The organism is Afipia sp. GW822-FHT04G07, from assembly GCF_058800765.1.
In genome coordinates, this window is sequence record NZ_JBXAMP010000001.1 from 1,493,574 (window position 1) to 1,517,659 (window position 24,086).

The window sequence follows — 24,086 nt, forward strand, 5'->3', positions numbered from 1 at the left end:
CACTCCGCCTCACGTGGCCTTTTCTTGGAGTACGCAAAATGCAGACATCGTGCCTTCACCAGTCGTCCCGCGCGTCACGCTACGCTTGCCAACTATTTTGACAAACGAATAATATTGCGCCTTATTATCTAACATATCGATACATTGAACTTTAGTCGAAACTCTCGAATTCTCGTTTTTCAGCGGATTTTTCTTCCATTGCGACATGCGCCGAACAAAAGAGCGCGCGGAAAATTCCGCGCGCTCTTTCTGTTTCACAACGGTAACCGACGTTACGGTTTCGGTGCCACCGAAATTCGTCCCTTCATGTTGGGATGAAAGCGGCAGTAGTACTCGACATCGCCGGCCTTTTTCAGAACGAAGCTTGCCGACTTCTTGGCCGGGATCATTACATCCCAATCTCCCTTGACCGTCGCGGTGTGCGCGAGGATGTCCTTGTTGACCCACTCTATGGTGTCGCCGACCCTTGCGGAGATATCCGCAGGCGAAAACACGAGCTTGTCGACCGTGACCTGAATGGTTTCCGCAAAAGCCGGAAAGGAAATCATCCCACACAGCGCGGTCAGAGACAGAAAGAGCCTGCGTCGCTGCCTCATGCGATCACCCTTACTTCACGGATGCGGCGGTGTGCTCGGCATGCTGCAGATGGCCCTGGAAAATCTTGAGACCGGTTTGCAGAAGGCTCTTCAGCTCCGCGTTGGACGCCGACGGAATCAGCAAGGTTTCCAGCGCACCGTTCACCGCCTTGTGGTAGGCGACTTCGTTGGCGACATAGGCTTTGTCGTAAGCAGCGCCGCTCAGTTTCGCGAGTTCGATCTGCTTGTCGGCGGCCTGCTTCGCCAGCGACTTGCTGGTGTCGTTGTCTTCGGGGGTGACGCCGAGCTTCTTGACAAGATCGAGAGCCTGTTTGTTCACAGCTTCATGGTCGCGCACCATGTCCTGCGCGAACGCGACGACGGCCTTGTTCTTTGACTTCGCGATGGCCTGCTTCGCCGCCGTGACGTCGATCACGCCGGCGGTGTATGCAATATGAGCGATCTGAGGATCGGTCGGTTTTGCGGCGCCTTGCGAGAAGGCCGCGCCATTCAGCAGAGCAACAGCAGCAACAGCGGCAATAGCCGCGCTCAATCGGACGAACATGATAGACTCCTGTGGTCGGCCGCCGGAAAGGGCGCCGATGCTTTTGGTCAATGTTGACGTTCGTTGGATGGTCTGTGATCGAAAAGGTTCCCGGCAATCAGCCGGAAACAAAAATGCGTTTCATCACCGCATCGGTCATCCGCTCGCAACGCTTGCCGGCAAACGGAAAAGCATCCATCAGGACCGGACCGATCTGCTTGTCGAGGTGCTCGCGCACGAGCCGGCGCGCACGATGCAGCCGCGTCTTGACGGTCTCCGGGAGAAGACCGAGAAGTTCCGCGGCGTCTTCCACGCTCATTCCCTCTATCACCCGTGTGATAAAGACAATCCGGTAGACCTCCGGCAATTTGTCCGTGGCCTGCTCGACGAGCTGCAAGAGTTCGCGTTGCGCCATTGTTCGTTCCGGATCCGATCTTGCCGCATGAGGAAACTGAATAATTTCAGCTTCCGGGCTCGCTGCCTCGTAGGTCGCGAAATCGACCGTCGGACGTCTTGTCCTCAATCGTCCCAGCGCTTCATTCATGACGATGCGGGACAGCCACGTCGCCAGACTGGAGTCGCCGCGAAAGCCCTTGAGGTGCGTGAAAGCACGGACATAAGCCTCCTGGACAACGTCTTCCGCCTCGCTGTCGTTGCGAAGGATGCCTCTGGCAATCCGATAAAGCCGCTGGTTGTACTTCTGCATGATGGCCCGGAATGCATCACCGTCCTGTGCCAGCGTCCGCCGGACCAGTCCGGCGTCATCGGAGGCATCCAGCGGAACCGCCGGTCGTCGAACTTTGCCCATGGCCGATCTCCTGTTGCGCTCTTGGATGGCTCAGGATCGAAAAGGTTCCCGGCAAAAAGCCGGGAATCCTCAAAACGCGCCGGGACGCGGTCAACCATACCACGACCCAGCGGGGCTGCGGCCGTGTCTTTTAGCTCCGCAGGCCCGGCGCCTCGTGGCCGGTGCGCGCCACGTATTCCGTGTAGCCGCCGCCATACTGGTGAATGCCCTCGGGCGTCAGTTCCAGCACGCGGTTAGACAATGCCGCGAGGAAATGCCGGTCATGCGAGACGAACAGCATGGTGCCCTCGTATTCCGACAGCGCGGTGATGAGCATCTCCTTGGTCGCCATGTCCAGATGGTTGGTCGGCTCGTCCAGCACCAGGAAATTCGGCGGATCGAACAGCATCTTCGCCATCACCAATCGCGCCTTCTCGCCGCCCGATAGCACGCGGCAGCGCTTCTCGACATCGTCGCCGGAGAAGCCGAAGCAACCGGCCAGCGCGCGCAACGAACCCTGCCCCGCCTGCGGGAATGAATATTCCAGCTCCTCGAAGATCGTGCGCTCGCCGTCCAGCAAATCCATGGCGTGCTGCGCGAAGTAACCCATCTTTACGCTGCCGCCGAGAGCGACCGTTCCGTTATCGGGTTCAGTCGAGCCCGCGATCAGTTTCAGCAGCGTGGATTTTCCCGCGCCGTTGATGCCCATAACGCACCAGCGCTCCCTGCGGCGCACCGAAAAATCCAGTCCCTCATAGATGCTCCGGCTTCCATAGCCTTTGTGAACATTCTTCAGGCTCACCACGTCCTCGCCCGATCGGGGCGCGGGAAGGAAATCGAACGAGACGGTCTGGCGACGTTTCGGCGGCTCGACGCGTTCGATCTTGTCCAGCTTCTTCACGCGGCTCTGCACCTGCGCCGCGTGCGAGGCGCGCGCCTTGAAACGCTCGATGAACTTGATTTCCTTGGCGAGCATCGCCTGCTGACGCTCGAACTGCGCCTGCTGCTGCTTTTCGCTGAGCGCACGCTGCTGCTCATAGAACTCGTAATTGCCCGAGTAGCTCGTCAACGAACCGCCATCGATCTCCACCACCTTGTTGATGATGCGGTTCATGAACTCGCGATCATGCGAGGTCATCAGCAATCCGCCCTCATAGCCCTTGAGGAATTGTTCCAGCCAGATGAGGCTTTCCAGATCGAGATGGTTGCTCGGCTCGTCCAGCAACATGGCGTCGGGGCGCATGAGCAGGATGCGGGCGAGCGCCACGCGCATCTTCCAGCCGCCGGACAGCGCGCCGACGTCGCCGTCCATCATCTCCTGACTGAAACTCAGGCCGCTCAGGACTTCGCGAGCCCGGCCCTCCAGCGCATAGCCGTCCAGTTCCTCGAAGCGCGCCTGCACCTCTCCATAACGCGCGATGATTTCTTCCATCTCGCCGGCGCGGTCCGGATCGCCCATGGCGGCTTCGAGTTCCTTCAATTCCGTCGCCACAGCGCTCACGGGGCCTGCGCCATCCATCACCTCGGAGACGGCGCTGCGGCCGGACATTTCGCCGACGTCCTGGCTGAAATAGCCGATGGTCATGCCGCGTTCGACGACCACCTGGCCCTCGTCAGGCAGTTCCTGTCCCGAGATCATCCGGAATAGCGTCGTTTTGCCGGACCCGTTGGGACCGACGAGGCCTACTTTTTCGCCCTTCTGGAGGGCTGCTGCGGCCTCGATGAAGACAATCTGGTGACCATTCTGCTTGGAGATATTGTCGAGACGAATCATATGCACGCGAGCCTGTCAGAAAGAGAGTTGTGGCGGCCCTTATGCCACATGCCGCGCCGATGGAAGAGCATTCAGGCCCGCTAAATTGCTCATTTCCCATGCCCCGGGCGTATGCCGGATATTGACGCAAAAGCCCGATTTCTTGCAAAAACTTGAAGCCTAAAATATATTGGCGGGCGGTCATCACGCGAGGTCGAAAATGCCGGCATTTACCCGTCAGACCCATGCGCTTGTCACAGGCGGCGGACGAGGGATTGGACGGGAAGTGGCCGCAGCCCTGACGCAGTCCGGCGCGACTGTCACGATCCTCGGACGCAATCGCGCCACGCTCGACGCGGCCATCGCGGCGGGCGCGGCAAATACGAGTCTGGTGGCCGATGTCACCGATGAAGCGGCAATGCGCCAGACCATCGCGGAAGCCGCTGCGCGACAGCCTATCGACATTCTGGTCGCCAATGCGGGCGCTGCCGAGTCCGCCCCCTTCGCGAAGTCCGATCCTGCCGTGTTTCGGCGGATGATCGACGTCAATCTGATGGGCGTGGTTTGCGCGGCTCATGCGGTGTTGCGGCCGATGATCGAGCGCCGCAGCGGCCGGATCGTCGCCATCGCCTCAACCGCAGGCCTCAAGGGATACCCCTACGTGTCCGCCTACTGCGCGGCCAAGCACGCTGTCGTCGGGTTCGTGCGCGCGCTCGCGCTGGAGGTCGCCGCCACCGGCGTGACCGTCAATGCGGTCTGTCCCGGCTTTACCGACACCGATCTGGTCGCCGGCAGTCTCGATCTCATCATGAAAAAAACCGGACGGGATCGCAACGAGGCGGTCGCGGAACTGACCAAACACAATCCGCAAGGCCGTCTGGTGAAGCCCGCGGAAGTCGCCGACACCGTAACCTGGCTGTGCGGACCGGGCGCTGCCGCGATCACGGGACAGGCCATCGCGGTCGCGGGCGGAGAAATCTAAAATCATCCGGCCGCAGCGGCGGCTACCATCGAGACAACCCAAAGCGTTCAGGAGATATCATGACCACAGGTTCAACGGCGAGTTTCGCCAACTCCGTCACGCTGCCGCTGTCGCAATACGTCCCGCAGCATTTTCTGCTGTCGGTGACCGGCGGTGTCGCGACCGTGACGCTCAACCGGCCGGAACGAAAGAACCCGCTCACGTTCGAGAGTTATCGCGAACTGGCCAATTTCTTTCACGCCTGCGCGCATGACGACGTCGTGAAAGTCATCGTCGTCACTGGCGCGGGCGGCAACTTCTCGTCCGGCGGCGACGTGTTCGAGATCATCGGTCCGCTGGTTGAGATGGACACCAAGGGCCTCACCGCCTTCACCCGCATGACCGGCGAACTCGTGAAGGCGATGCGCGCATGTCCGCAACCGATCGTCGCTGCGGTGGAAGGCATTTGCGCGGGCGCCGGCGCGATCATCGCCATGGCTTCGGATCTGCGCCTTGCGGCGACCGGGAGCAAGGTCGCATTCCTGTTCAACAAGGTGGGTCTTGCGGGCTGCGACATGGGCGCGTGCGCAATCCTGCCCCGGATCATCGGGCAATCCCGCGCATCGGAGCTGTTGTACACCGGCCGCTTCATGACCGCCGATGAGGGCGAACGATGGGGCTTTTTCAGCCGCATTGTCGCGCCATCCGAGGTGCTGGAGGCAGCGCGCGCCCTCGCCGTCTCGATTGCGGAAGGCCCGACATTCGCCAACACCATGACCAAGCGTATGCTGGCGATGGAATGGGCTATGTCGGTCGAGGAAGCCATCGAATCCGAGGCCATCGCTCAGGCGCTGTGCATGACCACCAAGGATTTCGAGCGGGCTTTTCATGCATTTGCGAACAAGCAGAAACCGGTGTTTCAGGGCAACTAAGGTTAACCCGGTCAAACCACTGGCTGTCGAATAGCCGCGCGGTTATGATCGCCGAAGACTGAATGGCAGGATTGACTGCGTGAGGTTAGGTCAATGAAAGCAATTATTGTCGGCGGCGGCGTGGGCGGACTGACCACAGCGCTAATGCTGCGGGCGCGCGGCATCGACTGCGAACTGTTCGAGCAGTCCGAGACCATTCGCGAGCTCGGCGTCGGCGTCAATACGCTGCCGCACGCGATCCGGGAACTGGCCGGACTGGGCCTGCTGGATCGGCTCGACGATGTCGCGATCCGCACCGATCAACTGTTCTATCTTACGCGGCATGGCCAGGAAGTCTGGCATGAGAAGCGCGGTCTCGGCGCCGGACACGACGTGCCGCAGTTCTCGATTCATCGCGGCCGTCTGCAAGGCGTCATTCATCAGGCCGTGGTCGAGCGTCTCGGCGCCGATGCCATTCAGACCGGCTGCCGTCTTGGTGCGTTCACGCAGGACGAAGGCGGCGTGACTGCGCATTTCTTCGATCGTTCTGGCGCGCACGTTAAAGCAGCCCGGGGCGACGTCCTGATCGGCGCTGACGGAATCCACTCCTGTGTGCGCAACGCGCTGTTTCCCAACGAAGGCCCGCCGTGCTGGAACGGCTTGATGTTGTGGCGCGGCGCGACCGACTGGCCGGCGTTCCTCACCGGCAGTTCGATGATCGTAGCCGGAGGGCTGAACGCCAAGGCTGTGGTTTATCCGATCGCGGAAGGCTCCAGCCCCACCAACCGGCTGACCAACTGGGCCGTGCTGGTCCGCATCGGCGACGGCACGACGCCCCCGCCGCGCCGCGAAGACTGGTCACGCCTCGGCAAACGTGAAGAATTGATGCCGCATGTCGCGGGCTTTTCGATTCCCCAGGTTGACCTCGCCGCGCTGATCGGCGCGACGCGCGAATTCTGGGAGTATCCGACCTGCGACCGCGATCCGTTGCCTCATTGGTCGAGTGGGCGGGTCACCCTGCTCGGCGATGCTGCACATCCGATGTATCCGGTCGGCTCGAATGGCGCATCGCAGGCGATCCTCGACGCCCGCTGTATCGCCGACGCACTGGCGCGGGCGGAGCATCCTCGACAGGGGTTGATCGCATACGAACGTCAGCGGCTGCCGATGACCGCCGACATCGTCGCGTCCAATCGCAGAGGCGGACCGGAAGGCGTGATCGACGCCGTCGAACAAATCGCGCCGCAAGGCTTTTCCAATCTCGACGCGATCCTGAGTTACGAATCCCGCGAAGCGATCGTTCGCGGCTACGCGTCCAAGGCGGGCTTCGCCGCGCGAGTGGTCACGCGGCAGGCCTGATGGCGTCGCGTCTCGGCGCGTCTCCGTCCTAGCCTGTCGCCTTTTAGGCGGGCGGCGGCGGCAGGAAGTGAATGTTGAACTCGGCCGCAAGCGCGACGACAGTCTCGGGATTCTGCTCTTTCAGGTTGTGAATTCCCCAGAACAGATCGTAGAGCCGCCGCGTCGGGGACACCCAGAACAGCACTTTCGCCGTTTGCTGGGCGTTGTTGAAGATTCCATGCGGCTTGCCCATTGGCAGGCGCACCAGATCTCCTGACGTTGCGGACTCGTTCGCGCCATCGAGCATGAAATCAAGCTTGCCCTCCAGGAGGTAGAGATACTCGTCCTGGTCGGGATGGATGTGCGGCGGAACGAAGGTGCCGGGCGGCAACGTCGCGTGCCACGAGAAGGAATGTTCAGTGCGGGTTTTCGGCACATAAGTCTGGCCGAGAATACTCCAGCTGATGCCTTGCATTCCCTCGTTGGCGCGGGTGATGCCCGCCGTCTCGATCGGTGTCGCCATGATTTCAGTCCTCCCTTGGATGCTCGTCCCCGCCGGGACGCCACCTTTATACATGCAGAAAACGGTTTTTCACGCTCGGATCGTTCACGATGTCGGCGCTTCCGCCGGTCCAGACCACGCGGCCTTTTTCGACCACCACATGCCGGTCGGCGAAGGCCGCTAGCGCATCGACATTCTTGTCGATGATGAGAATCGCGTAGCCCTCGCTCTTGAGCTGCTTCAGGCAATTCCAGATCTCGATACGGATCAGCGGAGCAAGGCCTTCGGTCGCCTCATCGAGTATCAGCAGCTTCGGATTGGTCATCAGGGCACGCCCGATGGCGAGCATCTGCTGTTCTCCGCCCGAAAGCTGGCTGCCGAGATTACGGCGCCGCTCTTTCAGGCGGGGGAAGAACGCGTGCACGGCGTCGAGCGTCCAGCGCGCGGGGCGGTCGCGCGCGGCAGCGGTCGCTGTCAGGTTTTCATCAACCGTGAGCGTTGGAAAGATCTCCCGCCCCTCCGGCACAAGTCCGATACCACATTGCGCGATCCGGTACGGCGGCAAACCCGCCAGCGCCGTGGAGCCGAATGTCACGGCGCCGCCGGTCGGTGGCAGCAGGCCCATGATGGACTTGATGGTGGTCGTCTTGCCCATGCCGTTGCGGCCGAGCAGCGTGACCACCTCACCCGCTCCCACGCCAAACGATATGTCGAACAGAACTTTCGCTTCGCCGTAGGACGCTTGCAGGTTGGAGACGGTCAGCATCAGGCGACCTCCTCCCCGAGATAGGCCGCGCGAACAGCCGGATCGTTCCGGATGCTTTCGGGCGAACCGCTGGCAATGATGCGGCCATAGACCAGCACGGAAACGCGATCAGCCAGCGCGAACACCGCGTCCATATCGTGCTCGATCAGAATGATCGGCAATTCCTGCTTCAACTCCTTCAAGGTCGCGATGACGTTGCGCGATTCCTCGTGACTTGTGCCCGCCAGCGGTTCGTCCAGCAGCAGCAGCTTCGGCTTCCCTGCAATCGCAATGGCAAGTTCGAGTTGCCGCTTTTCACCGTGCGAAAGCCGACCCGCCGACACATGGGCGCGAGCCGCCAGTCCGAAGCGCGTCAGGAGGTTCATCGCGATGTCGTTGAGTGCGCATTCGTCAGATGCCGCGCCAAAAAACTTGAAGCTCGACCCCGCATGCGCCTGTGCAGCAATGGCCACATTCTCCAACACGGAAAACCCCGGCAGGATCGAGATGATCTGGAACGAGCGCACCAGTCCACGCTTGGCACGCTCATCCATCCGCAACGCGGAGATATTCTCGCCTTCAAAGATCACGCGGCCGGAGTCGGAAGGTGCATGTCCCGAAATCTGATGCACCAGCGTCGTCTTGCCGGCCCCGTTTGGCCCGATGATCGCATGAAGCTCCCGCGGAGCGATCTCCAGCGAGACATCGTCAGTCACGCACAGTGCGCCGTAGCTTTTCCGGAGATGCTCGAGCTTAAGAACCGGCTGAATCATCGACTGCCCCGCAAAAGACCGACAAGACCGCCGCGCGCGAACAGCACCACCAGAATCAGGATTGGGCCGAAGATCATTCCCCAATACTCGGTGATCCCCGACAGATACTCTTCCAGCAGCGTGAACGCCGCCGCGCCGAGGATTGCCCCGTGCAGCGAACCGAGACCGCCCAGCACAATCATGAAAATGAGATCGCCGGAGCGCTGCCAGGCAGCATAGGCAGGACTGATGAACTCCGTCTGATTGGCGAGTAGAACGCCGGCGAGACCCGCGATCATGCCGGCGATCACATAGGCGGTCAGTTGGTAGCGATAGGGCGCGAACCCTATCGCCTCCATCCGCACCGGATTTTCCTTGATGCCGCGCAGAACCCGCCCGAAGCGTGATGCGACGATGGCGCGGCAGACGAGATAAAGCCCAACAAGAAAGCCGAACGTCACATAGTAAAGAACAACGTCGTTTTTCAGCAGTGGCTTGCCGAACACCAGACTGCGCGACGCGAGGCTCATGCCGTCGTCGCCGCCATAGGCTGCGAGCGACGTGGCAAGGAAGTACAGCATCTGCCCGAAAGCCAGCGTGATCATGATGAAGTAGACGCCACGCGTGCGCAGCGAAATCGAGCCCGTGAACAATGCGAAGATGCACGATGCCGCCAATGCGACGCCGATATGAATGAACACATCGTCGATGCCGTGGCTCGACAGGATACCGACCGAATAAGCCCCGATGCCGATATAGGCGGCATGGCCGAAACTGATCATGGCTCCGCAACCAATCAGAAGGTCGAGCGACATCGCCGCAAGAGCGAGGATCATGGTTCGCGTCAGCATCGCCAGAATGAAGCCCGATGCACCGAACTGCGCGGCAATGGGCACGATCGCAAAGAGCGCAAACAGGATGCCCGGCAACACGATCGATTGACGCCACGACCGGGATTTCGCGACCGGCGCAACAGTGTCGGTATCGGCAAGATCGTTCACGCCAGGGCCTATCGTTTCACGGGGAACAGGCCATTGGGCCGGAAGAACAGCACCGCCGCCATCAGAATGTAAATCAGCATCGGCGCGATCGCGCGGCCCGCCTGACTGGCAGTCGCGGGATCCAGAATCGCGCGCAACAAGGTCGGCGCAAAAAAGCGCCCAAGCGTATCGGTCAACCCGATCAGCAATGCCGCTATGAACGCACCGCGAATGGAGCCAATGCCGCCGATCACGATGATCACGAAGGTGAGAATCAGGATGTTATCGCCCATGCCCGGCTCGACCGAGAGGATCGGCGCCACCATTGCTCCGGCAAATCCGGCCAGCATGGCGCCGACGCCGAATACGATACTGAAAAGAAGCCCGATGTTGACGCCGAGCGCGGACACCATGGGTGCGTTGCTCGCGCCGGCCCGCACCAGCATGCCAAGCCGGGTGTGATTGACGATCACGTACAGCGCCAGTCCCACGGCGAGCCCTGCCCCGATGATCGCGAGGCGATAGACCGGATAAAGAATGCCGGGCGCGAGCGTCACGGTGCCTGACAACAATTCCGGGACGGGCACGCTAAGGGGTGCCGCTCCCCAGAGCAGTTTCACTGCCTGATTGAGAAAGATGATGACGCCGAACGTCGCCAGCACGTGAGAGAGATGATCGCGATCGTAAAGATGTCGAAAGATCAGAACCTCAAGCAGCAGCCCGAACAATAGCGCTGTCGGCAGCGCAAGAGCCACTCCCGCGGCGAAGCTTCCGGTCATCGCCGTAAACGTCGCCGCGAGATAGGCTCCGACCATATACTGCACGCCGTGAGCCAGATTGATGAAGTCCATGACGCCGAACACGATCGTCAGTCCCGCCGCAATCAGAAACAGGATCAGTCCGAACTGCAACCCGTTCAAGACCTGGACCAGGGCGAGTGTAAGCGTCATGCGAGCCATTCACCAATTCGAGACGCCCGCATCGTGACGATGCGGGCGGACAACTCAGTTTCCGGCTGGGCAATCCTTGGCGAAGTTATCGCCGAAGTTGGAAAAGACCTTCTGGGCAATCTCGGTCTGATATTTGCCATCGGGCCGCTTGGCGGCCTTGACCAGATAGAAGTCCTGGACCGGATAGCCGTTGGTGTTGAACTTGAATGCGCCGCGCAATGAGGTGAAATCCGCTTTCTTGAGTGCGGCCTTGACGGCGTCCTTGTTGCTCAGATCACCCTTGGTGGCGACAACCGCGCTGTTGATCAGCATGGCTGCATCGTAAGCTTGAAATGCGTAGGTGCCGGGAACGTGGTTGTAAGCCGCCTCATAGGCCGCCACGAACTTCTTGTTCTGCGGCAGGTCGAGGTTGGGCGCCCAGTTCGCGCCGCCGAACACGCCGACCGCGGCGTCCTGCTGCGCGGGAAGCGTGGACTCATCGACAGTAAAGGCGGAAAGCAGAGGAATGCGATCGGCAAGACCCGCCTGCTTGTACTGCTTCACAAGATTGACGCCCATGCCGCCGGGCATGAAGGTGAAGATCGCGTCGGGATTAAGAGATGCGATCTTGGAGAGTTCGGCCTGGAAATCGAGCGTGTTCAGCGGGACATAAGATTCCTCGATCACTTCGCCCTTGAAATCCAGCTTGAACCCGGCCACCGCGTCCTTGCCGGCCTGATAGTTCGGGACCAACAGATAGACGCGCTTGTAGCCGCGCTCCTGCGCGACCTTGCCGAGAATCTGATGGACCTGGTCGTTCTGATAGGAGGTCACGTAAAAGAAAGAGTTGCAGGCCTTGCCCGCCAGACTTGAGGGGCCGGCATTCGGGCTAATCAGAAAGGTCTTGGATTCGACGACCGGCTTCTGGATCGCGACCAGGATGTTCGAGAAGATCGGGCCGACGACAAAGTCGACCTTGTCACGCTCCAGCAGCCCCTTGACCTTGGTCACGGCCACGTCCGGCTTCAACTCGTCATCTGCGATCACGATTTCGACCTCACGGCCGCCCATCTTGCCGCCAAGATCCTTCAAAGCGAGATTGAAGCCGTCGCGGGCTTGCTGCCCGAGCACCGCAGGCGGACCGGACAACGTCAGCACCAGACCGATCTTGATTTTCTCTTGTGCAACCGCTTGACCGGCCATCAGGCCAAACAAGGCCGCAACCGCCACACGCCCGAAAACCTGCTTCATTGTCACTCTCCGTGCCCTATAAAAACTGCCGAAATCAATCTAGCGGTCTTTGAGACACGGCTGCAAGGTGAAGCGTGTCGACAATTAGCCGCGCGTATCACATCCTGAATTGTTTTAATCCTAAAGCATCATTTTATTCCGCGCAAGCGGCGCCCCTGCCTATTCGTCAAGCGAGGCCGCGCGGCGTTTTACGTGGCATCACCGCTCGCATTGGGACATCTGCGCAGTCTGTTTGCCGGGAGCGCCCAAAATTATCGCAGCGCGATATGCATCCCCAGCACGCCCTTCTGAGCCTTCAAGTCAGCCAGTTTCGCAACTTTGACTTTCGGATTGAATTATTTCAAGGTTCAAGCTGATACGACCGGATTGTCGACAGAGTCGCCCCGCCCCCGGAGCCGATCCTGAAGACTCCAGAATATGATGCCTAGACATGCCGTTCGATTCAGAAACCAAAGCCGTCGAAACCCCGGAAGATCATGGCTCCGAACTACGGTTGTGGCTCCGGCTACTGACCTGCACGACGCTGATCGAAGGCGAAATCCGGAGCCGGCTTCGGGAGCGCTTCGACGTCACATTGCCGCGTTTCGATCTGATGGCGCAACTCGACCGGGCGCCCGATGGCATGACATTGTCCGATGTATCGAAGCGGATGATGGTGTCCAATGGCAACGTCACTGGTCTGGTCGAGCGTCTGGTTGAATCCGGACATATCGAACGCCGGACCTCGTCGGAAGACCGGCGCGTTCAATACATTCGCCTCACCAAAACGGGCCGCACGACATTCCGGAAGATGGCCGCCGAACACGAGACATGGGTCGCGCGTTTCTTTTCCGACCTGTCGGAGAAGGACGTTCGAGATTTGATGCGCCTGCTTGCGAAAGCGAAGGCATCGACCCAGCAAGCCGCGAAGGAACGGGCTCTGCATCTCACCTGACCGATGCAACGACGGAAATCATGGCAGGGCCGTTCATTGGTCACGATCATTGACTACGATGCTGAATACAACAACCGGGCGCGCGTTCCGGATCACCCCGCAATCATCGCGGGTTGGGCTCGGGATGCGGAGGCTTATCGCGCATCGTGCGACGGCGATTGGCGCACCATCAGCTATGGGCCGGGCGAACGGCACCGGATCGACTTTTTTCCATCCGGCGGCGGCGGCGAGGACAGCGTAGTTGTATTTATCCATGGCGGGTATTGGCAATCGCTCGACCGCTCTTACTTCAGCCATCTCGCCCGCGGCCTGAACGCGCGCGGGATCAGCGTCGCCATCCCAGGTTACGATCTGTGTCCTCAAGTCTCGGTCCGGACCATCATCGAACAGATGCGCAGCATGTCGCGCGAGCTTGCGAAACTCGGCAAGCGCCTTGTCATCAGCGGACATTCCGCCGGCGGTCATCTGGCGGCCTGTCTGCTGGCGACCGACTGGAAACAGGTTGCGGCCGATCTGCCCGCGGATCTGGTGACCGCAGCCTATAGTATTTCCGGCGTGTTCGACCTCGTGCCGCTGATCGGCACCCCGCTCAACGTCGCCTTACAACTCGATGCAACGTCCGCGCGCGAAGTGAGCCCGGCGTTCTGGCGCGCGCCGCGGCAAGGGAGTCTCGACGCCGTGGTGGGTGCCGCCGAGAGCGGTGAATTCCTGAGGCAGAGCAAAGTGATGGCAGAAATCTGGGGCAGCGCTGGCCTGCCGACGAGATTTGCACCGCTGCCCGAAGCCAACCATTTTACCGTGATCGCGCCGATGGCGGATCCGCAATCCGGTATGGCAGCGCGCCTTGCGGAACTGGCTGCACGTCGCGCCTGACCCTCTCTCGTTTTCCTACGGACAGCACGTCTCGCCCAAAGCGTGACTGTCGCCTGTCGATTCTCCTGTTGCGGAAAACTATTTTAGGTTTAAAATTATTGGCGAAGGATGTTCCGGAACCCAATCCTTAATCCGGCGGATAAAGCGATGGCCGATAAATCATTCCTGTCCTGGCCGTTCTTCGGAGAACCGCACCGCAAACTCGCGACAAATCTGTCACGCTGGGCAGCGGCCACACTCGGCGGACTTGTCAATCACGACGATGTCGACGGCTCCTGCCGGAAGCTGGTTCGCGCTATGGGTGAAGCCGGATGGCTCCGCACCGTGGTGCCGGCAAGCTATGGCGGTCTTTCGCAGGCATTCGATGTCCGCACTCTTTGTCTTGTCCGGGAAACGCTCGGCTATGAATGTGGCCTGGCGGATTTCTCCTTCGCCATGCAGGGCCTCGGCTCCGCGCCCATCACGCTGTTCGGTTCGGACGAGTTAAAGAAAGCCTATCTGCCGCGCGTCGCGAAAGGCGAAGCCATCGCGGCCTTCGCACTGTCGGAGCCGGACGCCGGCTCCGACGTTGCCGCAATGACCACGACAGCGGTACCGGATGGTGCGGATCATGTGCGGATCAACGGCCTCAAGACATGGATCTCCAACGGCGGCATCGCCGACTATTACGTGGTGTTCGTGCGAACCGGCGAAGCGGACGGCGCGCGAGGGGTCAGCGCGTTCGTGGTCGATGCCAATACGCCCGGCCTGACCATCGCGGAACGTATCGATGTGATCGCGCCGCATCCGCTGGCGACGCTGCGGTTTGAAGATTGCCGCGTTCCCCTCACCCGCCGGATTGGCCTTTCAGGCGAAGGCTTCAAGGTCGCCATGGGCACTCTTGACGTGTTCAGATCCACCGTCGGGGCGGCCGCGCTCGGACTTGGACGGCGGGCGCTCGACGAAGCGATCGATCGCGCCGCAACGCGCAAGATGTTTGGCGGGAAACTCGGCGATCTTCAATTGACCCAGGCCGGGCTGGCCGACATGGCGACCGGAATGGATGCGGCCGCCCTTCTGGTCTATCGCGCCGCGTGGATGCGAGATCAGGGCGCACAGAAAATCACCCGCGAAGCCGCCATGGCGAAGATGTTCGCAACCGAAGCAGCACAGGCGACGATCGACCGCGCCGTGCAGATCTTCGGAGGCCTGGGAGTCAAGAAAGGAAGCAAGGTCGAAGAGCTCTATCGGGAAATCCGCGCGTTGCGAATCTACGAGGGAGCGACGGAAGTGCAGAAGGTGATCATTGGCCGGGAACTGATGAAAACAGCATACACAGCGAGCGCTCAACACGCTGCGGAATAGCAGTGCGAATGAGTGGCGACAGCCAGTGTGCCGGTGCCGATGAAAGGACGCATGATGGCAAAGACGGCTCATATCGATACGTTTGCGCGTGACAATCTGCCGCCAAAAGAACTCTGGCCTGACCTGATCTTCACGCGACCCGAATTCCAGTATCCCGAACGATTGAACTGCGTGTTCAATTTTCTCGACCGCTGGGTCGATGAGGGACACGGCGGCGATCCTTGCATTTTCACCGGCGAGAAAACCTACACCTACGGCGAACTTCAGGCGCTGGTGAATCGCATCGCCAACGTTCTGGTCGACCGGCTTGGACTGGTTACGGGCGGACGGGTGCTGCTGCGCTCCGCCAACAATCCCATGATGGTGGCGGCCTATCTGGCCGTCATGAAAGCGGGCGGCATTGCGGTCGCTACCATGCCGCTGCTGCGCGCCAAGGAAATCGTTCACCCAATCCAGAAGACCAAAATCTCGCTCGCGCTGTGCGACCACAGCCTCGCTGACGAGATGGAGAAGGCGAAGGCCCTCGCCACCGAACTCAGACAAGTCGTCTACTGGGGAGCCAGCGGACCGGATTCACTCGAAGCCCTGATTGCCGACGCCAGCCCTGACTTCAAGGCCGTCGATACCGCGGCCGATGACCTTTGCTTGATCGCCTTCACATCCGGCACGACGGGCGATCCCAAAGGCACCATGCATTTTCATCGCGACATGCTGGCCGTGTGCGACGGTTTCGCAGGAAATATCCTGCGCGCGCGGCGCGACGACCGTTTCATCGGATCCGCGCCGCTGGCCTTTACGTTCGGGTTCGGCGGCGTGTTGTTTCCGATGCACATCGGCGCGTCGTTTATTCTCCTCGAAAAACCCACTCCCGAAAACCTCGCAGTCGCCATCGAACAATTCAAGGCGACCGTCTGCTTCACCGCGCCGACCGCTTATCGGGCCATGCTGACGATGCTTGGAACACACGATCTGACGTCGCTGCGCAAATGCGTTTCTGCGGGTGAGACCTTGTCCAAAGGCACGTTCGACGCATGGCTCAAGGCGACAGGCATCAAGCTGATCGACGGCATCGGCTCTACAGAGATGCTGCATATCTTTATCAGCGCCACCGAAGAAGACATCCGGCCCGGCGCGACTGGAAAACCCGTTCCCGGCTATGAAGCGAAGGTTGTCGACGAACAGGGCCATGAGTTGGCGCCCGGCGCTGCGGGTCGCCTCGCCGTTCGCGGTCCGACGGGATGCCGCTATTTTGGCGATGAACGGCAACGCAAATACATTCTGAACGGCTGGAATCTGACCGGCGACACCTATGTAATGGATCGCGATGGCTACTTCTGGTACCAGTCGCGCTCCGACGACATGATCGTGTCGGCCGGATACAACATCGCAGGGCCGGATGTCGAGGCCGCGCTGATGACCCACGATGCGGTCCTGGAATGCGGCGTCGTTGGCGCTCCCGACGATGAGCGTGGCGCAATCGTAAAAGCCTATGTGGTACTGAAGTCCGGGGTACAGGCCGACGCCGCATTGGTCACTGCGTTGCAGGATCACGTCAAACGCGAGATCGCGCCTTTCAAGTATCCGCGTGCAATCGAGTTCGTCGCTGAATTGCCGAAAACCGCGAGCGGAAAATTAAAGCGGTTTGCATTGCGTGAGGCCGCGCAGGCGAGCGCGACACGCGCAAGGTCGGCGGCTGAGTAAGTAATTGCGGTGGCGCGAACAATCCAGAGCGCCATCAACATCGACAGGGAGACAGTGTGGTGAGTGTATCAAAGGGAACGAGCGTGGCGGCGTCGGCGCAGGCTGAATCTAACCCGGATCTTCCGCAAGTGCTGCAACCCGGCGGCTGGCCGCGCCCTGCCGGATACGCCAACGGCATGGCAGCCGAAGGACGAATGGTCCTGACCGGCGGCGTCGTGGGATGGGATGTGGCCGGTGTTTTCTCCGATGATTTTGTGCACCAAGTGAAGCAGACGCTGGAAAATATCCTCGCCATCCTGACCGAGGGAGGAGCGCGTGCCGAAAACCTCGTTCGCCTGACCTGGTACGTTGTCGATATGGAGGAATACCTGTCCAACTTGAAGGCGATTGGCCGGGCGTACCGCGAGGTTTTCGGCTCGCACTATCCGACCATGGCGCTGGTCCAGGTGGTCCGCCTCGTTGAAAAGTCCGCGCGCGTCGAGATTGAGGCGACCGCGATCGTTCCGCGCTCCTCACCTGCCGGCAAGATATGAGCCGGATGAGATCGGTCGTCCGGCTAAATCGTCTTAATGATAAAGGCTCTCGATTTCCGCCTGGTATTTCTTCTGCACGTTGGCGCGGCGCACCTTCATCGTGGCGGTGACTTCGTCATCGTCATGATCAAGCTCTTTGGTCAGCAGGTAGAAGCGCCGAATCTGCGAAACTTGCGCGAGTTGTGCGTTCGATGCGTCGATCTCGGACTGAATCAGCTCGCGCAAGCTCTCGTTTTCAACGAGATTCTTGAAGTTCGTGTAGGCAATGCCTCTCTGCTCAGCCCATTTCCCGGCGAGTTCGAGATCGATCTGAATCAAGGCTGAGACATATTTCCGGGCCTCCCCGATCACAATGCATTCCTTGATGAACGGGCTCGACTTCACGGTATTCTCGATTTCGGACGGGCTGAGATTCTTGCCGCCCGCGGTAATCATGATGTCCTTGAGCCGGTCCACAATCCGAAAATGGCCATCGGTCAATTCGGCAACGTCGCCGGTATGCAACCAGCCGTCTCGGATAACTGCCTTCGTCGCCTCTTCGTTGCGGTAATAACCGGCGAACACCGTATCGCCGCGAATGAGAAGCTCATTTGAATCGCCGAGTTTCGTCTCCATGCGATCGATGCCGATCCCGACTGTGCCGACACGTTTGTCAGCCAGAACTTGCGCCAGCGCCATGCCTGAACTTTCCGTCAGGCCATAGACCTCGATCAATGGCACACCGATGGTCCGGAAGAAATGAACAATTGATGGCGATATCGGTGCGGCGCCGGTCATGGCGATCTTCGTTCTTCGCAGCCCGATGAAGTTCTGCAACGCGCGGAACACGAGCAGATAGCAAACGCTGTAAGTAGCCCGCTCGACAACGGTGCGCTGCGCAGCGCTCTTCACCGCAAACGGTTCACATGCCGCGTAGGCACGCTCGAACAGCACGCGGCGAACGCGGCCAGCCTCGAGCAACTTGACGTGAATCGATGAGTGCAGCTTTTCCCAGATGCGCGGAACTCCGAGAAACATGCTCGGCGCAACCTCGCGCAGGTCTTCCTGCACGGTGCGGATCGATTCGCCGAAATTGACCAGAGACCCGAGATAAAGCGGGACCATCACCGTCGTGAACTGTTCCGCGACATGACAGAGCGGCAAATATGACAGCAGACTGGTCGATTGATCGAGCGCGAGCCGATCGACCACCGCGATGGCCTGCGCGCGGATGTTCTTGTAGCTCAACATCGCGCCTTTTGGCTTGCCCGTCGAACCTGACGTGTAAATCAGCAAACCGATCTGCGAGAGAGTCTGGCGGTCCAGAACATCGTCGACCAGCCTAGGGTGCCTGCCCTCGTACTCTGCGCCCAGTGCCTCCAGCGCATCGAACGAAATGACCTGATCGGCCGAATAGTCCCGCAGTCCCTTCGTTTCGAGCACCACGATACGGCGCAGCCTCGTCAACTCGTCCCGGCGCTCCAGCACCTTGTCGACTTGTTCCTGATCCTCGCAGACCACAATCTCGGACTCGGAATGCGCAAGCACATACCCGACTTCGTTCGACGGACTCGTCGGATAAACGCCGACGACAACAGCGTCCACGACGTTCGCTCCAAGCTGGGCCAGCACCCACTCGATCCGGTTCTCGGACAGGATAGCGATGTGACCGCCCGCCGTCAGGCCAAGCGCGCGAAAGCCGAGGCCGACGCGCCGGGCGCGATCGTAATAGGCCTTCCATGTGTATGGATTCCAGATTCCGAATTTCTTCTGCCGGATCGCCACACGGTCCGGATGCTGCCGCGCGTTGTCGCGCAGAACTTGCGGCAAGGTCAATTCAGCGAATTTTTCAGTCATGCTGGCCTCACAGTCCCATCGTTAAGACAGCCAGCGCTTGCGGCGCTTGTAATGCTTGATGCCACGGAAGCCTTTGGCCTCGGCATTCGCTGCGCCGACGCCGAGATAGAATTCCCGGACGTCCTGATCGCGCAGCAATTGCTCCGTCGGCCCGTCGGTGACAATCTTTCCAGACTCCATGATGTAGCCATAGCTAGAGACCGCGAAAGCGACAGCGGCATTCTGTTCGACCAGAAGCATCGAAACGCCCTGCTCGCGATTGATGCGCGCGATGATCGTGAATATCTCCTCCACCAGCATCGGCGACAGGCCGAGCGATGGCTCATCCAGCAGCATCAGTTCCGGCTGGGCGATCAAAGCCCGTCCGATAGCCAACATCTGCTGTTCGCCGCCCGACAGATACCCTGCCCGCCCGCTGCGCCGCTCGTACAGGCGAGGAAAATAAGTATAAACCAATTCAAACGGCGTCTTGGTGCCGGAACGGCCCGACATGGCATAGGTTGCCGCGGTGAGATTTTCCTCGACCGTCAGGTCTTCGAATATCCGGCGGCCTTCCATGACGTGAAACAAGCCGTTCCGCACCAGCTTGTGCGGCGCGTGGTTTGAGACGGCATCGCCCTTAAACAGGATTTCACCCGTCGTGACCTTGCCGTCTTCAAGCTCAAGCAGATTGGAAATCGCCTTCAGCGTGGTCGACTTGCCGGCTCCATTGGAGCCCAGCAAGGCGACCACCGCACCCTTGTCGACTTTCAGCGAAAGGCCGCGGAGCACCTGGACCGTCTTGTTATAGACGACCTCGATATTGTTCACGGACAAAAGTGCTTCCACGGCCATGGCTGCTACTTCGCGATCTTGATCCAGTCGGAGACGGGAAGCATCGTCTTCTTCGCGCCGTCATACTGATAGACGCGCCCGACCGGAACGGTGTTGCCCGGAATCGAAATCGGCACGCCGATCAGACCCCCCGTGTCGAAGTCCTTGATCGAGTTCAGCGAGGCCTTCATGTTGGCCGCGGTCAACTCCTTCTTTGCATCGAGCGTGCGCTTGGCGGCCTCGGTCATCAGCATCGCCGTAAGGAAGCCCTGCATGTACCCGGTTGACTGATACTCCGGCCGGATCTGCCGGATTTTCTCCAGCATCGGTGATTTGCCTTCCGTGTCGTAATAGTAGCGATACGGCATCACGCCCATGAAACCATCGGCCACCTCGGCTGACTTCGCCCAAATGGCGTTGTCCATCGACCAGAACGTGCCCATGAACTTGGTCTTGAGGCCGAGTTGCTTGGCCTGCGTCATGAACTCGGGCAGCGGCGCAAGAATATAGCCGTGGAAGATCGTGTAATCCGGGTCGGCACGGCGCAACTTGAGCACTTCGGTCGACACGTCGACACTGGTCGGCGGCGTGGCGATCTTCTCCACGATCTTCAAACCCAATTCCGCCGCCCGCTTTTCAGTCGGCACGATCGGATCGCGTCCGAATTCGGTATCCGAGTTGACCAGCGCGATTTTGGCGCCGGGCTTCGTCTTCGCGATGTATTCCAGCAGGATGCCGATCATCTCCGAATAGTCCGGACCGGCGATGAACTGATTGGAGAAATTCTTCGGATCGTTCAGCTCGGTCGCGAAGGACGCGCCGGCCAGCATGATGTCGCCACGGCGGTTAAGCTCTGGATTGATGGTCTTGGAGAAAGCTGTGGAGTCGCCATAATAAAGGCTGACCTTCTCCTGACTGGTGATGCGGTTGAAAACCGCCACCGAGTTGTCGACCTTGTAGCCGGTGTCTTCGGCCACGTACTTGATCTTGCGGCCATTGATGCCGCCCGCGTCGTTCACGATCTTCACGTAATCCTGAAACGCGTTGTTGAGCGCGATGCCCGCGAAAGCGAACACGCCAGTCATCGGCATCGACGCGCCGATGACGATATCGTCGGCCGCACGAACCGGGCTTTGCAGCCCCAATGCGAGGCAGCCGGCGGCTGCGAAGGACAGCACCTTGCGGCGCGATGGAAGCAATTTCATTTTTTCTCTCCCTTTGATGTCACTTTTTGAACGGCCATAAATGAAAGAAGCGTCGCGTCCGACGCCATATTTCGGCAAGACCCTGCGGCTCGAACAGCAAAAAGCCGATGATGAGGGCACCGAAAACAATTGTCCGGATCGGCGACAGCTGCGCCACCGCATTCGGAATGAACGTCATGTAGCCAACAACAATCTTGAGAAACTCCGGCACCATGGTCATGAAGATCGCGCCCAGAATGGCGCCGAGGATCGTGCCCATTCCGCCGACGATGACGGCTGCGAGGAAGAAAACCGAATAGATCAGCGGAAAACTTTCCGGCGTCACGACACGAAAGAAATATGCCCACATTCCGCCAGCCACGCCGGCATAGAACGATGATAGAGCGAAGCTGAGCAGCTTGTACTTCAGCAACGGAATACCCAGCACTTCCGCCGAAATATCCCGATCCCGAATCGCGATGAAGGCCCGACCGATCCGCGTGCGGAAAAGGTTGGCTGCGGCAACCACCGACAGCACAGTCAGCGGCATGAACAACCAGTACAGTTCGAACGGCCGCGCAAGATCGTACCCGAATATCCGCGCTGGAGGCATACTCAGCCCCTGCGTGCCACCCAAGATCGAAGGCCCGTTGGCAAACAGAAAATGCAGGATGAAGGACGCTGCGATGGTCGCAATCGCAAGGTAAAGTCCCTTCACCCGCAGGCTTGGAATTCCGACAACCATTCCGGCGCCCGCAGAGACAAATCCGGCAGCGATCAGATTGATAATGAACGGCGTGCCGACACGGATTTCGAGAATCGCAACGGTATAGGCTCCGACCGACATGAAGGCGGCCTGTCCCAGACTGACCAGGCCGGTGTAGCCGGTGAGGATATTGAGCCCCGTGGTGCTGACAATATGGATGGCAACAAGGCAGGTAAGGTAGATCCAGTACTGATCGGCAAAGAACGGGAACAACACCAGCGCGGCAAACAGTGCGACCAGCATCACGCGCTGGAAGTTCGTATCCAGCAGCGATTCTGCCTGAGCGTAAGTTTCGTGAGTGGCGCCGATACGCATCAGAGTCGCTCGATTTCAACAGTGCCGAACAATCCGTAAGGCCGGATCATCAGGGCGACGACGAGGATGACGAACGTCACAAGCAGCTTGAATTCTCCGCCGATATAAGTGCCGACCAGCGCTTCGACGACACCGATGGCGAGACCTGCCACCAGTGCGCCGGCAATGGAATCGAGGCCGCCGACGATCACCGCGACCAGCACCGACAGCCCGAACACGCCCATGGTGGGCGAGATACCGCCAATCGAGCCGATGAGAATGCCAGCACCGGCAGCCGCCATGCCCGCAACAATCCACGAAATCGAAAACACCGCCGGGACGTTGATCCCGCACGAGAACGCAGCGCCCTGATCGGTCGCCGTGGCACGAAGCGCGACGCCGCCCCGCCAAGTCCGGAAGATCACCAGGAACACCGCGATCAAGACCGACGCGACCACGAAACCCACCGCAATCTTCGGTGAAACATAGGCATCTCCGATAAAGATCGGCTTCGTGGGCAGAAAATTCGGCAGCGTTGCGGGATCGCTGCCCCAGACGAATTCGACAAAGCCAATCAGCACAGAGCCGAGGCCGACCGTCACCATGAACACTGAAATCGAGCTTTCACCCAGCATCGGCCGGATCAACAGGCGCTCGATTACGCCACCCAGAATTCCCCCGCCGATGATCGTCAGAATGATCGCCAGCCACACCGGAAGCGCAAGGGCGGTCGTCAATCCGAAGAAGAAGTAGGCGCAGAGCATCAGCATTTCGCCGACGGCAAGATTGAGAACCCGGGTCGCCTTGTAGATCAGCACGAAGGCGATGCCGGTCAGCGCCAGCAACGCGCCAGATCCAAGGCCCGACAGCACGATCTCGAAGAGGAACAGCCAATCCATCACGCCGCCTTTTCGCCTGCGATGCGCCGCGACAGGTCTCCGACGTCACCCGACCCGAGATACGCAGCGATGACATCCGGATTGTTCTGGATTTCGGCCGGCTTTCCTGCCGCGATCACCTGACCGAAATTCAGTACAACGACATGGTCGGAAATATCCATCACGAGGCCCATGTCATGCTCGACCATGAGAATGGTGACCCCCCACTCCTCTTTCACGTCGAGAATGAAGCGCGCCATATCTTCGGTCTCTTCGCGGTTCATGCCCGCGACGGGTTCGTCGAGCATGAGAATGCGGGGCCGCATGGCGAGGGCACGCGCGAGTTCGACGCGCTTTCGCAAACCGTAGGACAGCGAAGCGACCGGCTGGTCGCGGATATGCTCCATCTCGAGGAAATCCAGCACCCGCCGCTCGATCTCGGAACGCAGTTCAAGTTCCTCGCGCTTCGCGCGCCCGAAATACCAGAGCGCATCGAACACATTGGTTTGCATGTGTGCGTGGCGGCCGAGCTTGATGTTGTCGAGCACGGTCATGCCGCGGAACAGCGCAATATTCTGGAACGTGCGCGCCAGACCTATCTTCGCGCGCGCCGGAGGATGCAGCCTGCTGATGTCTTCGCCGGCAAACTCAATGGCCCCGGTGGATGGCCGGTAAAATCCGGAGATGCAATTGAACAGCGAGGTTTTGCCCGCGCCGTTGGGTCCGATCACCGCCGTGATCGACCCTGGTGCCACTGAGAACGACACATTCGTCAACGCCTTCAGGCCGCCGAATGCGAGCGACAAACCGTTGACGTTCAAGCTGGCCGAGCCAGGCTTCGTAAAATCCGACAATTGACACTCCCCCTTGACCCTCCCGGCGCTTTTCGCGCTCTTTCGGCC

At 60.0% G+C, this 24,086-nt stretch carries 25 protein-coding genes; 8 read left to right on the forward strand and 17 right to left on the reverse strand.

The window, feature by feature from the left end; genetic code table 11:
• Nucleotides 1-9: 9 nt before the first annotated feature.
• The 5 genes from AC1RKJ_RS07405 to AC1RKJ_RS07425 form a co-directional block, all read right to left on the reverse strand.
• Nucleotides 10-258 carry a hypothetical protein gene (locus tag AC1RKJ_RS07405; RefSeq protein WP_492790425.1) on the reverse strand — a complete coding sequence of 83 codons (249 nt, stop codon included), beginning with the start codon at nt 256-258 and terminating at the stop codon, nt 10-12.
• 14 nt (nt 259-272) lie between these two features.
• The gene (locus AC1RKJ_RS07410) at nt 273-596 is read right to left on the reverse strand and encodes a cupredoxin domain-containing protein (RefSeq protein WP_492790426.1); all 324 of its coding nucleotides are present in this window, start codon (nt 594-596) and stop codon (nt 273-275) included.
• 10 nt (nt 597-606) lie between these two features.
• Nucleotides 607-1,140 carry a DUF4142 domain-containing protein gene (locus AC1RKJ_RS07415; protein ID WP_492790427.1) on the reverse strand — a complete coding sequence of 178 codons (534 nt, stop codon included), beginning with the start codon at nt 1,138-1,140 and terminating at the stop codon, nt 607-609.
• A gap of 97 nt (nt 1,141-1,237) precedes the next feature.
• Entirely contained in the window at nt 1,238-1,927 is a 690-nt protein-coding gene (locus AC1RKJ_RS07420) for an RNA polymerase sigma factor (RefSeq protein WP_492790428.1), read from the reverse strand.
• Nucleotides 1,928-2,057: 130 nt separating this feature from the next.
• Complete coding sequence (locus AC1RKJ_RS07425; RefSeq protein WP_492790429.1) at nt 2,058-3,680, reverse strand: ABC-F family ATP-binding cassette domain-containing protein; 1,623 nt, start codon at nt 3,678-3,680, stop codon at nt 2,058-2,060.
• A gap of 199 nt (nt 3,681-3,879) precedes the next feature.
• Here AC1RKJ_RS07425 and AC1RKJ_RS07430 point away from each other — a divergent pair, with 199 nt between their 5' ends.
• From AC1RKJ_RS07430 to AC1RKJ_RS07440, 3 genes are all read left to right on the forward strand, one after another.
• Complete coding sequence (locus tag AC1RKJ_RS07430) at nt 3,880-4,641, forward strand: SDR family NAD(P)-dependent oxidoreductase (RefSeq protein ID WP_492790430.1); 762 nt, start codon at nt 3,880-3,882, stop codon at nt 4,639-4,641.
• Nucleotides 4,642-4,700: 59 nt separating this feature from the next.
• The gene (locus AC1RKJ_RS07435) at nt 4,701-5,552 is read left to right on the forward strand and encodes an enoyl-CoA hydratase family protein (RefSeq protein ID WP_492790431.1); all 852 of its coding nucleotides are present in this window, start codon (nt 4,701-4,703) and stop codon (nt 5,550-5,552) included.
• Between the two features lie 93 nt (nt 5,553-5,645).
• Nucleotides 5,646-6,890, forward strand: a complete 1,245-nt coding sequence (locus tag AC1RKJ_RS07440; protein WP_492790432.1) for a flavin-dependent oxidoreductase — start codon at nt 5,646-5,648, stop codon at nt 6,888-6,890.
• A gap of 43 nt (nt 6,891-6,933) precedes the next feature.
• Here the strand turns inward: AC1RKJ_RS07440 and AC1RKJ_RS07445 are convergent, their stop codons facing one another.
• The 6 genes from AC1RKJ_RS07445 to AC1RKJ_RS07470 are packed head-to-tail and all read right to left on the reverse strand — an operon-like array spanning nt 6,934 to nt 11,980.
• On the reverse strand, nt 6,934-7,392 hold the full coding sequence (locus AC1RKJ_RS07445) for a cupin domain-containing protein (protein WP_492790434.1): 459 nt from the start codon (nt 7,390-7,392) through the stop codon (nt 6,934-6,936).
• A 46-nt stretch (nt 7,393-7,438) separates the two neighbouring features.
• Entirely contained in the window at nt 7,439-8,137 is a 699-nt protein-coding gene (locus AC1RKJ_RS07450; RefSeq protein ID WP_492790435.1) for an ABC transporter ATP-binding protein, read from the reverse strand.
• Nucleotides 8,137-8,889 carry an ABC transporter ATP-binding protein gene (locus tag AC1RKJ_RS07455; RefSeq protein WP_492790436.1) on the reverse strand — a complete coding sequence of 251 codons (753 nt, stop codon included), beginning with the start codon at nt 8,887-8,889 and terminating at the stop codon, nt 8,137-8,139. The genes AC1RKJ_RS07450 and AC1RKJ_RS07455 overlap by 1 nt, the downstream gene beginning before the upstream one ends.
• Complete coding sequence (locus tag AC1RKJ_RS07460) at nt 8,886-9,869, reverse strand: branched-chain amino acid ABC transporter permease (RefSeq protein ID WP_492790437.1); 984 nt, start codon at nt 9,867-9,869, stop codon at nt 8,886-8,888. Before AC1RKJ_RS07460 ends, AC1RKJ_RS07455 begins: the two co-directional genes overlap by 4 nt.
• Nucleotides 9,870-9,877: 8 nt before the next feature.
• Complete coding sequence (locus AC1RKJ_RS07465) at nt 9,878-10,798, reverse strand: branched-chain amino acid ABC transporter permease (RefSeq protein ID WP_492790438.1); 921 nt, start codon at nt 10,796-10,798, stop codon at nt 9,878-9,880.
• 54 nt (nt 10,799-10,852) lie between these two features.
• Nucleotides 10,853-11,980, reverse strand: coding sequence for an ABC transporter substrate-binding protein (locus tag AC1RKJ_RS07470; RefSeq protein WP_492792671.1), 1,128 nt, complete (start codon nt 11,978-11,980; stop codon nt 10,853-10,855).
• 478 nt (nt 11,981-12,458) lie between these two features.
• Between AC1RKJ_RS07470 and AC1RKJ_RS07475 the strand changes: the two genes are divergently transcribed.
• The 5 genes from AC1RKJ_RS07475 (at nt 12,459) to AC1RKJ_RS07495 (ending at nt 17,413) form a co-directional block, all read left to right on the forward strand.
• The gene (locus AC1RKJ_RS07475) at nt 12,459-12,962 is read left to right on the forward strand and encodes a MarR family winged helix-turn-helix transcriptional regulator (protein ID WP_492790439.1); all 504 of its coding nucleotides are present in this window, start codon (nt 12,459-12,461) and stop codon (nt 12,960-12,962) included.
• 36 nt (nt 12,963-12,998) lie between these two features.
• Nucleotides 12,999-13,835, forward strand: coding sequence for an alpha/beta hydrolase (locus tag AC1RKJ_RS07480; RefSeq protein WP_492790440.1), 837 nt, complete (start codon nt 12,999-13,001; stop codon nt 13,833-13,835).
• Nucleotides 13,836-13,982: 147 nt separating this feature from the next.
• Nucleotides 13,983-15,179 carry an acyl-CoA dehydrogenase family protein gene (locus AC1RKJ_RS07485; protein ID WP_492790441.1) on the forward strand — a complete coding sequence of 399 codons (1,197 nt, stop codon included), beginning with the start codon at nt 13,983-13,985 and terminating at the stop codon, nt 15,177-15,179.
• Between the two features lie 54 nt (nt 15,180-15,233).
• Nucleotides 15,234-16,880 carry a benzoate-CoA ligase family protein gene (locus tag AC1RKJ_RS07490; RefSeq protein WP_492792672.1) on the forward strand — a complete coding sequence of 549 codons (1,647 nt, stop codon included), beginning with the start codon at nt 15,234-15,236 and terminating at the stop codon, nt 16,878-16,880.
• Nucleotides 16,881-16,963: 83 nt separating this feature from the next.
• Nucleotides 16,964-17,413, forward strand: coding sequence for a RidA family protein (locus AC1RKJ_RS07495; RefSeq protein WP_492790442.1), 450 nt, complete (start codon nt 16,964-16,966; stop codon nt 17,411-17,413).
• 33 nt (nt 17,414-17,446) lie between these two features.
• Here AC1RKJ_RS07495 and AC1RKJ_RS07500 read toward each other — a convergent pair whose 3' ends face one another.
• The 6 genes from AC1RKJ_RS07500 to AC1RKJ_RS07525 are packed head-to-tail and all read right to left on the reverse strand — an operon-like array spanning nt 17,447 to nt 24,038.
• Nucleotides 17,447-19,249 carry an AMP-dependent synthetase/ligase gene (locus AC1RKJ_RS07500; protein ID WP_492790443.1) on the reverse strand — a complete coding sequence of 601 codons (1,803 nt, stop codon included), beginning with the start codon at nt 19,247-19,249 and terminating at the stop codon, nt 17,447-17,449.
• 21 nt (nt 19,250-19,270) lie between these two features.
• Complete coding sequence (locus AC1RKJ_RS07505) at nt 19,271-20,083, reverse strand: ABC transporter ATP-binding protein (RefSeq protein ID WP_492790444.1); 813 nt, start codon at nt 20,081-20,083, stop codon at nt 19,271-19,273.
• Between the two features lie 5 nt (nt 20,084-20,088).
• Nucleotides 20,089-21,267 carry an ABC transporter substrate-binding protein gene (locus tag AC1RKJ_RS07510; protein WP_492790445.1) on the reverse strand — a complete coding sequence of 393 codons (1,179 nt, stop codon included), beginning with the start codon at nt 21,265-21,267 and terminating at the stop codon, nt 20,089-20,091.
• Between the two features lie 19 nt (nt 21,268-21,286).
• Nucleotides 21,287-22,327 carry a branched-chain amino acid ABC transporter permease gene (locus tag AC1RKJ_RS07515; RefSeq protein ID WP_492790446.1) on the reverse strand — a complete coding sequence of 347 codons (1,041 nt, stop codon included), beginning with the start codon at nt 22,325-22,327 and terminating at the stop codon, nt 21,287-21,289.
• Nucleotides 22,327-23,205 (reverse strand): branched-chain amino acid ABC transporter permease, encoded by an 879-nt coding sequence (locus AC1RKJ_RS07520; RefSeq protein ID WP_492790447.1) that lies wholly within the window; start codon nt 23,203-23,205, stop codon nt 22,327-22,329. The genes AC1RKJ_RS07515 and AC1RKJ_RS07520 overlap by 1 nt, the downstream gene beginning before the upstream one ends.
• Entirely contained in the window at nt 23,205-24,038 is an 834-nt protein-coding gene (locus AC1RKJ_RS07525; protein ID WP_492790448.1) for an ABC transporter ATP-binding protein, read from the reverse strand. The genes AC1RKJ_RS07520 and AC1RKJ_RS07525 overlap by 1 nt, the downstream gene beginning before the upstream one ends.
• Nucleotides 24,039-24,086: the final 48 nt, after the last annotated feature.